This is a genomic window from Microbispora sp. NPDC046973 (assembly GCF_040644495.1).
Lineage (GTDB): Bacteria > Actinomycetota > Actinomycetes > Streptosporangiales > Streptosporangiaceae > Microbispora.
Genome location: NZ_JBEYWQ010000001.1, coordinates 423,225 through 436,825, shown reverse-complemented (window position 1 = coordinate 436,825; position 13,601 = coordinate 423,225). Strand labels below are relative to the sequence as shown.

Genomic DNA, 13,601 nt, shown 5'->3' with positions numbered 1-13,601 from the left:
AGAGCGGGGGCATGAAGGCGTCCGCATCGTGAACCTCGTGCGCGCTCATGACAAGCCGCGCAGTAACCTCAAACAACGTGAACCAGCGCACGCTCCTGATCACGCTGACCGGTCCGGATCGCCCGGGCGTCACCTCGCGGCTGTTCTCCGTACTGGCCGGGTTCCCGGTCGTCGTGGCCGACGTGGAGCAGGTCGTCATCCGTGGCCGCCTTACCCTGGGCGTGCTCGTCGCGTACGCCGGAGGGCCGCCCACCGGCACCGGAGGCACCATCGGCGGCCTGTGGACGGCCGTCGAGCAGGTCGCCGCCGACCTCGACATGGACCTCGAGATCGCGACCGGCACGACCTCCAAGGAGAAGCGGCGACGCGGGCGGCTGCACGTCACCGTCCTGGGCGCGCCACTCCTGCCCGCCGCCATGGCCGGGATCGCCGGCCGGATCGCGGCGAGCGGCGCCAACATCGACAGGATCGAACGGCTGTCGAGCTATCCGGTGACGTGCATCGAGCTCGCCGTGTCCGGCGCCGACCCCCAGGCGATGCGGGCGGAACTGGCCGCGGAGGCGGCGGCGCAGCAGGTGGACGTGGCCGTGCAGCGCAGCGGCCTGCACCGCCGCGCCAAGCGCCTCATCGTGATGGACGTCGACTCGACGCTGATCCAAAACGAGGTCATCGAGCTGCTGGCCCGGCACGCCGGATGCCTCGACGAGGTCGCCCGGGTCACCGACGAGGCCATGCGCGGCGAGCTCGACTTCGCCGAGTCGCTGGTCAGGCGGGTCGCGCTGCTCGAAGGGCTGTCGGAGGAGGTCTTCGAGAAGGTCGTCAAGGAGGTCGTCCTCACCCCCGGCGCGCGCACGCTGGTGCGGACCCTCAAGCGGCTCGACTACCGCTTCGCGATCGTGAGCGGCGGCTTCACCCAGATCACCGACTCCCTCGTGGCCGACCTCGGCATCGACTACTCGGCCGCCAACACCCTTGAGGTCGTGGACGGCCGGCTCACCGGCCGGGTCGTCGGCGAGATCGTGGACCGGCCGGGCAAGGCCCGCGCGCTGGAGCGCTTCGCCGCCGAGGCTGGCATCCCGCTGAGCCAGACCGTCGCGATCGGCGACGGCGCGAACGACCTCGACATGTTCGCCGTCGCCGGGCTCGGCATCGCCTTCAACGCCAAGCCCATCGTGCGGCAGGCCGCCGACACCGCGGTCAACGTGCCCTACCTCGACTCGATCCTCTACCTGCTCGGCATCTCCCGTGAGGAGGTCGAGGCGGCCGACGCCGAGGACGGCATGCCGTCCGCCACGACCTGAGACCTCAGGGCCCGCTCGCGAAGGCGCCGGCCGCCGCCGCGCACAGCCGTACGGCGTCGGCGTCCAGCGAGCGCAGCGCCTGGTCGACGGCGGCGGTGCGCAGCAGCGCCCGCCCCGAGCCCGGCTCGGTCGCGTCCGTCTCCAGCTCGGTGAGGCGGCGCTCGGCCTGGGCGCCGACCCACACGGCGTCGTCCGCCAGCCCCCGGCTCACCTCCGCCGCGGGCTCGTACGGCTCCCGCCCCCGCACGGCCTGCGCGGCGGCCCGCAGGTGGCCGGCCACGGCGTCCAGGACGTCGGGGACCGGCCCGGCGCCGGTGGGCTCGTCCCGCAGGACCGAGATCAGCGTCAGCAGGTCGTCGCGGACCCGCTGGGCGGCCTCCAGGGCCTCGTCGACGGCGTCGGGGGCCGTGCCGCCGGGTTCCTTGGCGATGTAGCCGAGCGCCCCTGTGACCATCTCGGCGTCCACCGCGGCCTTCCTGATCCGCTCCTCGGTCCGATCCGCGCCCGCCTTCCCCCTGGCCAGCTGCGCCAGCGTCCGGGCGACCGCCGCGTGCGAGTCGAGCATCCGGCCGACCCGCTCGGCCAGCCGTTCCGTCTCCCCCCGCGGCCACAGCAGCCGCGCGCACGCGATGGCGATGACGCCGCCGACGACGGTCAGCACGACCCGCGACTCGGCGATCCGCGCGGTCTGCGGCACCTGGAAGTCGAGCAGCAGCAGCACGCACATCGTCATGAACGTCGCCCAGTAGGCCTGGTGCGTCGGGGCCAGGCCGAACGCCAGCGCGGCCGACACCCCGATCAGCGCGACGAGCGGCCAGTGGCCCGGCGCGATGTGCAGGATGGCGGCCGAGACCAGCCCCCCGGCCGTGCTGCCGCCCACCCGCGCCCACACCCTGGCCCGCGTCTCGCCGTACGTCGGCTGGATGGTGACCAGCACCGCGATCACCAGCCAGTGCGGGAACGCGGGCTTGAACAGCACGATGACGATCGAGGCGAAGGCGGTGCCGAGCACGACCCGCAGGGCGTGCCGCACGCGGGGGTCGTCGAAGGCGAGCGGCGGGGGGACCGCCAGCGTGGCCATGTCGAGAGCGGGGCCGAGGCCGGGCGCGCACAGGCGGCGGGCCGCCTCGGCGGAGCCGTCGAGCGCCTCCCGGATCCGCCCGGCGCTGTGGGCGATCTGCCGGAGGAGGACGAGCACGACCATCTCGCGCTCGCCGCCCGCGGCCCGGTCGCGCAGCCGGTCCACCCGATCGCCGAAATCCAGGACGGGCACGTGCTCGGGCGGGCACTCGGCCAGGTAGGCCCGCAGCGACGCGGACAGCGAGCACACGAGATCGCCGAGCCCCGCCTCGTCCGCCGCGCCGGGCGCACGCCGGGCCAGCGTGTCGCACAGCCCGCGCAACGCGATGATCTCGTGGAACACCCGGCGCAGCGCGAGCGCGACGTCCTCGGCCGCCCGCGACCGCTCCCACCGGACGCGGCGGGCCCGGGCCGTGCGGACCTCGGCGATCGCGTCGGCGGCCTTCCTGCGGCGCTCGTCCCACTCGTCCTGGCCCACCGCGGGGTCGGCCACGGCCTCGACCAGCCCGGCCAGGGTGTCGGCCGTCTCGCTCAGCATCGTGACGACGGGGCGGGTACGCCGCCACGGCCAGGGCAGGGTGAGCAGGACGGCCGCCAGCAGACCGCCGAGCAGTTGCAGGCCCGTGTGCGGCACGGGGTCGAGCGGCAGCGGGTTGGCGGCGGTCAGCAGCAGGGTGAGCGCCGGGGTGACGCCGATCGGGCGCACCAGGCCGCCCAGCCCGGCCAGGGCCGAGGCGACCAGGACCATGAGCCAGCTGCTGCCCGACAGCAGGATCCCCAGCGATGTCCCCACGCCGACCGACAGCACGACGCCGAGCAGGTAGGGCGTGCGCATGCCCGCGGGGTTCGCGATGGCCCGCCCCGCGACCAGCCACGCGCCGAGGCCGACCGTCGCGCCGCCCGCGGGGTGCCCGGTGAGCAGGCCCGTGACCAGCGGGATCACCAGGCAGGCGGCCCCGGTCAGGCCGAAACCGAGCGCGAGGCGTGGATCCTCCAGCCTCGGCGCCCTGGCGAGCACGACGTTCCTGAGCGGCAGGCGGTTGTTACTACCCGCCTTCCCGGGCCGCAATCAGGGGCGGCTCACGTGGACCAGCCGTCCGGTGCCGGGAGCGATGTCCTCCCACGGCACGTCCAGCTCGATCACCACGTACGCGGCGGGCGGGAAGCCGTCGAGTCTGGCGTCCGTCAGGGCGGCGACGAGCTCGTGCACCCCCGGATTGTGGCCGACGAGCACCACCGACGCGATCTCGCCGTCCGTACGGCGCAGCACGCCGAGCAGGTCGTCGGGGTACGCCTCGTAGATGTCGCGTTCGATCTCGACGGGAGCGTCGAGACCGAGCAGCTCGGCGGTCATGCGGGTGCGGACCGACGGCGAGCACAGGACGAGCCCCGGGGTGAATCGCCGGATCTCCTCCCCCGCCGCCCGGGCGTCCCGCTCACCGCGGGGGGTGAGCGGACGTTCGCTGTCCGGGAGGCCGGGCGCGTGGCCGGCCTTGGCGTGCCTGACCACGACGAGCGTCCGGGCGCTCATGGCATGGCCCAGACAGCGAGGCCCACGATCACGGCGATCATCACCGCCATGGTCAGCAGGATCAGCGCCAGCGTCCTGCCCCCGTTCGGCTTGTCCATAAGTGCTCAGTGTATGGAGAAGGTCCCCCGCTCCAGGAGCGAGGGACCTTCGGGCCGGGTTGCGGGCCGCGTCAGTGGGCGACGGGCTCCGTGGCGCGGGACGCCTCGTCGGCCTCGCCGGACGGGGCGATGCCCGTGGCGCGGCGCTTGGAGACGACCACGGCGCCGACCACGACCGCCACCGCGACGACCGTCGCGGTGACGCGAACCGCGGCGTTGTCGGCGTACGCGACGACGGCCGGGGCGATCAGCAGCGCGACCAGGTTCATCACCTTGATCAGCGGGTTGATGGCCGGGCCCGCGGTGTCCTTGAACGGGTCGCCGACGGTGTCGCCGATGACGGTGGCGGCGTGCGCCTCCGAGCCCTTGCCGCCGTGGTGGCCGTCCTCGACCAGCTTCTTGGCGTTGTCCCAGGCGCCGCCGGAGTTGGCGAGGAACACCGCCATCAGCGTTCCGGCCGCGATGGCGCCGGCCAGATAGGCGCCGAGCGGCGCGTACCCGAGCGCGAAGCCGACCGCGATCGGGGTCAGCACGGCGAGCAGACCGGGGGTCGCGAGCTCACGCAGCGAGTCACGGGTGCAGATGTCCACCACCCGGCCGTAGTCCGGCAGCTCGGTGCCGTCCATGATCCCCGGCTTGGTGCGGAACTGCTCGCGCACCTCGTACACGACCCGGCCGGCGGCGCGGCCGACGGCGCTGATCGCGAGGCCGGAGAACAGGAACACCACGGCGGCGCCGACGACGAGGCCGACCAGGGCGTTCGGGGCGTCCACCGACAGGCTGAAGTCGGCGAACGAACCCAGGGCGTCCTTCACCCCCTGCGTCGCCTTGGCGAGCTCGCCCTCGACCGCGGTGCGGAACGAGCCGAACAGCGCGGTCGCCGCGAGCACGGCGGTCGCGATCGCGATGCCCTTGGTGATGGCCTTGGTGGTGTTGCCGACCGCGTCCAGGGAGGTGAGCACGCGGGCGCCCTCGCCCTCGACGTCGCCCGACATCTCGGCGATGCCCTGGGCGTTGTCGGAGACCGGGCCGAAGGTGTCCATCGACACGATCACGCCGACCGTGGTCAGCAGGCCGGTGCCCGCGAGGGCCACGGCGAACAGCGCCACGGTCACGTTGCCGAAGCCGAGCAGGAAGGCGCCGTAGACCGCGCCGCCGATCAGCAGCGCCGAGTAGACCGCGGACTCCAGGCCGACCGAGATGCCGGACAGGATGACGGTGGCGGGACCGGTGAGCGAGCTTTCGCCGATCTCCCGCACCGGGCGCCGGTTGGTCTCGGTGAAGTAGCCGGTGAGGATCTGGATGGCGCTGGCCAGGACCAGGCCCACGAGCACCGCGCCGATGGCGATCAGGCGCGGGTCGGCCGTGAGCGCGGCGACGTCCGCGGAGGCGCCGGACAGTTCGGCGAAGCTCGACGGGAGGTACGCGAACGCCGCGACGGCCACCAGCACGGCCGAGATGGCGGCGGAGATGAAGAAGCCGCGGTTGATGGCGGCCATGCCGGAGCGGTCCTTGGAGCGGGGAGCCGTGGTGAAGATGCCGATGACCGCGGTGATCACACCGATCATCGGGACGATCAGCGGGAAGACCAGGCCCTCGGTGCCGAACGCGGCCTTGCCCAGGATCAGGCTCGCGACCAGGGTGACGGCGTACGACTCGAACAGGTCGGCGGCCATGCCGGCGCAGTCGCCGACGTTGTCACCCACGTTGTCGGCGATGGTGGCGGCGTTGCGCGGGTCGTCCTCCGGGATGCCCTGCTCGACCTTGCCGACCAGGTCGGCGCCGACGTCGGCGGCCTTGGTGAAGATGCCGCCGCCGACACGCATGAACATCGCGAGCAGCGCGGCGCCGAAGCCGAACCCCTCGAGGACGTTCGGCGCGTCGCCCTTGTAGACCAGCACGACGATCGCGGCGCCCAGCAGGCCCAGGCCGACCGTGAACATGCCGGCGACGCCGCCCGTGCGGAACGCGATGCGCATCGCGGTCTTCTCACCCGACTCGCGGGCGGCGGACGCGACGCGGACGTTTCCACGTACGGCGAGCCACATGCCGATGAAACCGGTCAGCGCGGAGAACACCGCGCCGACGACGAAGAAGACGGACCGGCCGATTCGCTCACCGGTCGAGCCCGCCGGGAGCAACAGAAGCAGGAACGGAATGATGACGACGAATACGGCGAGCGTCCGGAACTGCCGCGCGAGATACGCGGCGGCGCCCTGCTGCACGGCACGCGCGATGTTCTGCATTCGCTCGGTGCCCTGCCCGGCGGCGAGCACCTCGCGCACCAGGCCGCCCGCGACGGCCAAAGCGAGCAGAGCCACGACGGCGACGACTATGACAAGAGTGAGATGGGAACCGTTCAGAGCTACCGCTGCGCCTTCGCCAGCGGCCTGCAAGGCAGACATCCGTCCTCCTCGGCCAGACGGGGTTTCGGTCTCCCTGCCCGGACGACGCTGGACGAACCCACTGGCCGTGCGGCGCTTCCGGGCGGGTTGGCAAGTGCCGCTTCCGGTTGCATCCGCAATACCTTGGCCGGTGCCGGGAGTCTACGCAGCGACGCCACGGATATGAAGGCCCTCGCGCCTCGTAATCGAAGCGGCGTCCAGTAATGGACGAACATTTGCACCGCTATGAAGGTGGTTTGACCAGCGGAGTCAGGGCCGTGGCGGTGATGGTCGCGCTGGTTACGGCACTCCCCTGTCTTGGGTTCTGGTCCATCCGAAATTAGGACGGGCATAGCAAAAGATCGAGTGTCACGCCGGGGGGCGACACTCGATCTGCTCGAAGGTCCTGCCTCGCGAAGGTCTTCGAGGTGCTTGAAGGTCCTCCTCGGAGGCCCTCCGCGGTCAGAGGGCGGCGATGCCGTGGGGCGACGCGGGCCAGCTCATGCGGATGCGCATGCCCTTCGGCCCGGGAAGCACCTCGACGTCGTCGGCCAGCCCCGCGATGACCGCGATGCCCAGATTGTCGATCTCGGGCATGAGGCTGCCGTTCGCCTCCAGCACCTGGGGCGTCACGTCCTCGCTCGGGGCGGCGTCGGTGACCGTCACCTCGAAACGCCCGGCGTCATCGCGTAACTCGATGCGTACCGGCTCCTCCGGGCAGTGGAGGCGGTGCGCCTCCACAGCCCGCGAGCACGCCTCTCCGACGGCGAGCCGCACCTCGTCCAGGATCGCCTCCGCCACTCCCGTGCGCCGGGCGATGGCCGTGGCGACCAGCCGGGCCGTACGCACGTGGGCCGGCAGAGCGCTGAACGTCAGCTCGACGGTGGCCATGTTGCTGAGTCCCCGGCCGTCACTTGTCCCGGCCGTGGGCTTCCTTGGCCTCCTCGACCGAGGCGTAGATCCCGAAGACCTTCGTCAAGCCGGTGATGCGGAAGATCTTCAGGATGCGCTCCTGCGTGCAGACGAGCTCCAGGGAGCCGTCGTGCGCCCGCACCCGCTTGAGGCCGCCGACCAGCACGCCAAGGCCTGTCGAGTCGAGGAAGTCCACCTTCTCCATGTTCACGAGCAGGTGGAAGTTGCCCTTGTTGACCAGGTCGATCAGCAGCTCACGCAGTCTGGGCGCGGTGTAGACGTCGATCTCACCCTCGACATCGACGATGGTGAGATTGTCCTCGGAATGGTGGTCCAACTTCAGATCCACAGATCCTCCAGCGCCTTACTTGCGTAGGTCTCGATACAGGTCATGCATCCTGGTAGTCCAGAGGCACGACCCGATGCGCGGCATTCAACCACGCTACGACTCCGTGTCTATACGAAATCACGACTCCGGGCGACTCTCCCCGCAGATGCCAAACTGGAAACCAGTGACTCCGACTTCTTCGTCCTCTGCCCGAACAGGCGACCTTCTCACCCGTCTGCTCGCGGTTCCCGCACGCCGGGGGCGCGTGACTCATGTGGAGCATGTTCCAGCACGTCAGGCAGGTGAGGCAAGGTGGCCGGAATGGGCTCCCGATCTGCTGGTCTCGCGACTGCGCCTGCAGGGGGTCTCCGGGCTGTGGGAACACCAGCTTATGGCCGCCGAGCTGGTTAAACGTGGCCAAAACGTGATCATTGCCACAGGGACCGCGTCCGGGAAGTCGCTGGCCTACCTGGTGCCGGCCGTCACGGAGATCTTCTCCGGCGGCACCGTGCTGTATCTCACCCCGACCAAGGCGCTCGCCGCCGACCAGCTCAGGGCCCTGCGGAAGCTGCGGCTGACGCAGGTGCGCGCCGCCACGTACGACGGCGACACGCCGCCCGAGGAACGCCGGTGGGTCCGCCAGAACGCCAACTACGTGCTGACCAACCCGGACATGCTGCACAGGTCGATTCTGCCCCGGCACTCGTCCTGGTCGTCGTTCTGGCGGCGGCTGCGGCTGGTGGTCGTGGACGAGTGCCACGGCTACCGGGGCGTCTTCGGCTCCCACGTCGCCCAGATCCTGCGCCGGCTGCGCCGCGTCGCCGCCAGGTACGGCTCCTCGCCGGTGTTCCTGCTGGCGTCGGCCACCGCGAGCGACCCCGCCGCCGCGGGAGTGCGCCTGACCGGCCTTGAAATGGCCGAGGTGACCACGGACGCCTCCCCCAGGGGTTCGACCACCTTCGCCCTGTGGGAGCCGCCTCTGACCGATTTACGCGGGGAGAGCGGGGCTCCGGTCCGCCGTACGGCCACGGCCGAGGCCGCCGACCTCCTGGCGGACCTCGTGATCGAGGATGTGCGCACTCTCGCGTTCGTCCGCTCCCGCCGGGCCGCGGAGACCGTGGCCCTCACGGCCCGCCGCACGCTGGAGGAGGTCGAGGCCCTCCTCGACGCCGGGCCCGCGCCGTACGGGGAGTACGCCGAGGGCGTGCCGGAGGAGGTGAGCGGCCCGGACGAGGGCCAAGCTTTCGGCGACGCCGGCGGGGGTGCTGCGGTCGGCGCTTCAGGCGGTCCAGGCGGCGCTCCGGTCGGTGCCGCGGGCGGGGCCTTGGCCGAGGGAGGCGGGCGGGGGTGGTCCTCCGCGGAGGCCGCCGAAACCGGAGAGGCGCCCGAGACCGGCGTGGGCGGCCGGACAGATCGCGGAGGAGGGCGGCTGGCCGACCGGGTGGCGGCCTACCGGGCAGGCTACCTGGCCGACGACCGGCGGGTGCTCGAAAAGGCCCTGCGCTCGGGCGAACTGACCGGCCTGGCCACCACCAACGCGCTCGAACTCGGCGTCGACGTCTCCGGACTCGACGCGGTTCTCATCGCGGGGTGGCCCGGCACCCGAGCCTCGTTGTGGCAGCAGGCGGGCCGGGCCGGCCGCGCGGGCCAGGACGCGCTGGCCGTGCTGATCGCGCGTGACGACCCGCTGGACACCTACATCGTCCATCACCCGGAGGCGGTGTTCGGGCGGCCGGTGGAGGCTATCGTCCTCGACCCCGACAACCCGTACGTGCTGGCGCCCCACCTGTGCGCGGCCGCCGCGGAGATCCCGCTGACCGAGGACGACCTGGAGATCTTCGGCCCGGCGGCACGGGGCGTGCTCGACGACCTCGTGAGCCGGGGACTGCTGCGCAGGCGCCCCACGGGGTGGTTCTGGACGAGCCGGGACCACGCGGCCGATCTGGCGGACATCCGCGGCTCGGGCGGCGCGCCGGTGCAGGTCGTGGAGGCGTCCACCGGCCGCCTGCTGGGCACGGTCGACGAGCCGTCGGCGCACACCATGGTCCACGCCGGGGCCGTCTACCTGCACCAGAGCGAGACGTTCGTGGTCGACGTGCTCGATCTGGACGCGGGGGTCGCGCTGGTCACCGCCGCCGAACCGGACTACGCGACCTTCGCGCGGGACGTCACCGACATCCGGGTGATGGAGTCGCTGCGTTCGCGGCCCTTCGGGCCCGGCACCCTGCACTTCGGCTCGGTGGAGGTCACCCGCCAGGTCGTCTCCTACCTCAAGCGGCGCACGCAGACCGGGGAGGTCCTCGGCGAGGAGCCGCTCGACCTGCCGCCGCGCACACTCTGCACACGCGCGGTCTGGTGGACCCTGCCCACGCCCGCGCTCGCCGATCTCGTCAAGCCCGGACAGGCGGCGGATCTCGGCGGGGCGGCGCACGCGGCCGAGCACGCCTCGATCGGCCTGCTGCCCCTGTTCGCGACCTGCGACCGCTGGGACATCGGCGGCGTGTCCACCGAGCTCCACCCCGACACGGGCCTGCTCACCGTCTTCGTCTACGACGGCCACGACGGAGGCGCGGGCTTCGCCGAGCGCGGGTACGCCCGGGCGTCCGACTGGCTGACGGCGACGCGGGAGGCGATCGCCTCATGCGAGTGCGAACGCGGCTGCCCGTCCTGCATCCAGTCCCCCAAGTGCGGCAACGGCAACGAGCCGCTCGACAAGGCCGGGGCGATCCGCCTCCTCGACATCCTCCTGAGCACCTGACCCGGCGCACGGATCATGTCTGTCGTCGACCCTCGCGCCGGACGAGCGGGCATGTGCTTCCATCCCACCCGGTGCAGCGCGGCAGGCACCGAAGGCACGTGCCGGTAGGTGCCGGGAACACGCGGCCGTCAGAGGTCGCGGCGGCCGGAGTAGAGGCTGTCGTCGTCCTCCGTCCAGACGTCCGGCTCGGGCTGGCGGAGAGGCCGTTCCGGCATCTGGCCGTTGATCGCCGCACCCGCGGGCACCGCCGGAGCCGGGAGCACTGGCATCTGACCGGGCAGCGCCGCCGGAGACGGCGGTGTCTCCGCGGTAGCCGGCAGCGGCTCCTGGTGGTCCGGCCGGTCGAGAGGGGCGGACGGCTCCTGATCGGTCAACGTGGTCTCCGTGCCCGTGCCCGTGCCCGCCTCCGTGCCCGCCTCCGTACCCGGGATCGTGTCCGCGCCCAGAACCGTGTCCGCGTCCGTGCCCGGGATCGTGTCCGCGCTCGGGATCGTGTCCGTGCCCGGGATCGTGTCCGTGCCCTCGGTCGTCGAGGAGACGGCGCCCAAGCGGGTCTCGGTGTCGGCCTCCGTCTCCGGGAGATTCTCGCGGGCCTTCGGCCTGGCCAGGATCACGGAGGGACGTCGTACAGGCGCGCTTCCCCGGGCCTTCGCCGTGGCGGCGCCGCTGAACGCGGCCGCGCCGCTCGCCACCGTGGCGGCCTCGGGCGAGGCACCCGCCTTCGCCGTCACCGGCCGCGGCTCCGCGCCTGCGGATCGTCCCTCGCCCGCGCTGTCACCTGTCAGCCCCTTGCGCCGCAGCCAGGCGCCCAGGTTCGCACCCGTGAGCAGCAGGACGACGGCGAGCGCGACGTACACGCCGAAGTTCAGCCCGCCGAGCGGCAGGAAAGACGACTGAGCCGTCATCTTCGGATCGCCGGTCTTCTCCGGGACGACCACCGGCTCGGTCTGGTCACTGCCACCGTTCGCCTCCGGCAGCGTGAGCTCGGTGTCCTTCGGCAGCTCGGTGTCCTTGGGCGTGGTGTTCTGAGGCAGAGCCGGTTCCGGGTTCGGCACGGCGGTGGACTGGTGCGTCTTCGGAGTGTTGGCGGCGGGCGACTTGACCGCCGACTGGCCCGGCTTCTTCGACGGGGAGGGGCTCGGGGAGGCCTTCGGGGCGGGAACGCTCACGTATGCGGCCGCGGAGCGCTGAGATGCGACAGTGCCGCCGGCGCCGTCCGATCGGAACGCACGCACGGAGACGTCCACCTTCTGTCCGCCCATTCCGGCCGGAAGCGTGAGGCTCGTCCGGCAGGCCGAGCCGGAGCAGGCGGAGTCGGCGGAGACGGAGCCGGACTTGCCGGCCTTGACCGAGGTGATCTCGTACGACTGGAGATCCGGCTCGGCGCCCTTCGCCCAGCTGACCAGGATCGTCGAGGCATTCTTGAGCTGCGCCTGGACCCCGGAGGGAGCCTCCGGCGGACGGCTGAGCACGAAGGTCGAAGTGGCGTAGGTCTTGTGCGTGACCTCGCCGAACAGACTGACCGTGAACGTGCCGTTGGGGGCGTCGCCGGGGTCGAAGGAGCCGCTGATCGTCTGGTTCGCGCCGCCAGAGGCGATCTTCTGCCGGGATACGGAGGGGCCCTCGACGTACAGGGCCATGCTGATCTGGTACCAGTCCGTCTTCGCGGACACGGCCACCGCGCCGGACGACTTGACGACCTCCCCGTCCGCGGGGGACAGGATCTCGGCGTCGGCCGCGCTCGCGGGTGCGACACCGATCATCGGCACGGACGCCAGAGCCATCAGAACGATCATCGCCGTTGTGCCCAGCCTACGAACCCTGGTCACGACGCATCCCTTCATGGAGAACCGTCCGCCCCGGCTGCCGGCCGAATGCGTACGGCGACTGAGAGTACGCGGCACTTTACGCCAGCCGTCCACTCTTGGACCTTATGTCTAAGAAGTCGTGATTCTATTGCGACACAAGTAGCCTCACATTACGGAAGAGCGAAAATGCGTTATATATCCGGTCGCGGCCGGAGCGGTGAGCGGCGTCACCACGGCGTGCGGCAACTGCCGGCGGCGGAGCCCGGGCCTCGATGAGGCGATCGTCCCTCATACGGCGGCTCCAGCCGGACCGGCCGCTCGACCTGCCCACGCCGTGGCGCCGACCGGGCCTGCCGCTCGACTCACCCCTGCCACGACACCGACCGGACTTGCCACTCGACCCACTCACGCCGTGGCACCGACCGGGCCTGCCGCTCGACCCACTGCCGCCCGACCCACTGCCGCCCGACCCACTGCCGCTCGACCCACTCATGCGACGGCGGCGACCGGACCGGCCGATGCGGAGGCGGAGGCCGTCGCGGGACCGAGGAGGGGGACGGCGAACCGCACGGTCACCGCGACTTCGGCGACCCCGCCCGACAGCGAACACGACCGCAGCGACGCGCCGTTGGCGGCCGTGATCGCCTCCGCTCGATGACACGCCTCATCCGGGACCGCCAGCGCCACACGAGCGGCCCCGAGCGCGCCGAGGTCGGCGGCGCTCTGCGCCCGATGCCGCGCGACGCGAGCGATGCCCACCTGGACGACGACCATCGCCACCGTCCACACGGCGGTCATGAGGGCGATCGTCCAGATGGTCGCCGAGCCGCGTTCCCTCCTGGAGCGCGCTGCGCCCTCACAGGCCTGAAATCTCCTCATTCGCATGCCCTCATGTCCCCGGCGATCGATCATGCGCACGTCCTCGCTTAGATCCCGTCGTTCGTATGGCGCTGGAGCCGCTCGTCATTCGCCTTCGCCTGGTTCGCGAGCGACGAGGTCTTCCCCGAGGCCCGCAGACCGGGTCGCCTGCGCATCCGCTGACAGCGACGGAAGGACGCCGGGTTCGGTGGCGGAGACGGCGTCGGCCCGGAGGCGCGCCGGCGGGAGCGGCGACCTGAAGGGCGGCCGGACGGTCGCGACGACCTCGACCCGGGTCGTGTCCGCTCCCACGCGAACGGACACCGTGGCTCCCTTGGGAGCCAGTCGCAGGACCGCCGCGCTCACCTCCTCGGCCGCCTCGCCACGTGCAGCCGCGCGTGCGCCTGCCCTGGCCGCGTCGACGCATCGCAGTTGCGCGCCCACGATCGTCACCACCCACAGTGAGGCGGTCAGCACCAGCACGAGGGCCGGAAGGGCGACAGCGGTCTCCGCGGTCACCGAACCTCGCTCCCGCCGCGGCCG

The 13,601-nt window shown here is 71.9% G+C and carries 10 protein-coding genes; 2 read left to right on the top strand and 8 right to left on the bottom strand.

The window, feature by feature from the left end:
* The first annotated feature begins 77 nt into the window (after positions 1-77).
* Positions 78-1,301, top strand: coding sequence for a phosphoserine phosphatase SerB (gene serB / locus ABZ860_RS02095; RefSeq protein ID WP_357213757.1), 1,224 nt, complete (start codon positions 78-80; stop codon positions 1,299-1,301).
* A gap of 4 nt (positions 1,302-1,305) precedes the next feature.
* Here the strand turns inward: serB and ABZ860_RS02090 are convergent, their stop codons facing one another.
* The 5 genes from ABZ860_RS02090 to ABZ860_RS02070 form a co-directional block, all read right to left on the bottom strand.
* Positions 1,306-3,399 (bottom strand): FUSC family protein, encoded by a 2,094-nt coding sequence (locus ABZ860_RS02090; protein ID WP_357213754.1) that lies wholly within the window; start codon positions 3,397-3,399, stop codon positions 1,306-1,308.
* A gap of 51 nt (positions 3,400-3,450) precedes the next feature.
* A complete protein-coding gene (locus tag ABZ860_RS02085) occupies positions 3,451-3,912 on the bottom strand; it encodes a histidine phosphatase family protein (RefSeq protein ID WP_357213751.1) in 462 nt (153 codons plus the stop codon).
* 169 nt (positions 3,913-4,081) lie between these two features.
* A complete protein-coding gene (locus tag ABZ860_RS02080) occupies positions 4,082-6,415 on the bottom strand; it encodes a sodium-translocating pyrophosphatase (RefSeq protein WP_357213749.1) in 2,334 nt (777 codons plus the stop codon).
* Between the two features lie 441 nt (positions 6,416-6,856).
* Positions 6,857-7,285, bottom strand: coding sequence for an ATP-binding protein (locus ABZ860_RS02075; protein WP_357213747.1), 429 nt, complete (start codon positions 7,283-7,285; stop codon positions 6,857-6,859).
* A 19-nt stretch (positions 7,286-7,304) separates the two neighbouring features.
* Positions 7,305-7,655, bottom strand: coding sequence for an STAS domain-containing protein (locus tag ABZ860_RS02070; RefSeq protein ID WP_030506779.1), 351 nt, complete (start codon positions 7,653-7,655; stop codon positions 7,305-7,307).
* Between the two features lie 370 nt (positions 7,656-8,025).
* Here ABZ860_RS02070 and ABZ860_RS02065 point away from each other — a divergent pair, with 370 nt between their 5' ends.
* A complete protein-coding gene (locus tag ABZ860_RS02065; protein WP_357213744.1) occupies positions 8,026-10,392 on the top strand; it encodes a DEAD/DEAH box helicase in 2,367 nt (788 codons plus the stop codon).
* A 128-nt stretch (positions 10,393-10,520) separates the two neighbouring features.
* Here the strand turns inward: ABZ860_RS02065 and ABZ860_RS02060 are convergent, their stop codons facing one another.
* The 3 genes from ABZ860_RS02060 to ABZ860_RS02050 form a co-directional block, all read right to left on the bottom strand.
* Positions 10,521-12,176: a hypothetical protein gene (locus ABZ860_RS02060; protein ID WP_357213741.1), complete on the bottom strand. Its 1,656-nt coding sequence runs from the start codon at positions 12,174-12,176 to the stop codon at positions 10,521-10,523.
* A 513-nt stretch (positions 12,177-12,689) separates the two neighbouring features.
* Positions 12,690-13,079: an Rv3654c family TadE-like protein gene (locus ABZ860_RS02055; protein ID WP_357213738.1), complete on the bottom strand. Its 390-nt coding sequence runs from the start codon at positions 13,077-13,079 to the stop codon at positions 12,690-12,692.
* Positions 13,080-13,163: 84 nt separating this feature from the next.
* On the bottom strand, positions 13,164-13,577 hold the full coding sequence (locus ABZ860_RS02050; protein WP_357213735.1) for a TadE family type IV pilus minor pilin: 414 nt from the start codon (positions 13,575-13,577) through the stop codon (positions 13,164-13,166).
* Positions 13,578-13,601 lie beyond the last annotated feature (24 nt).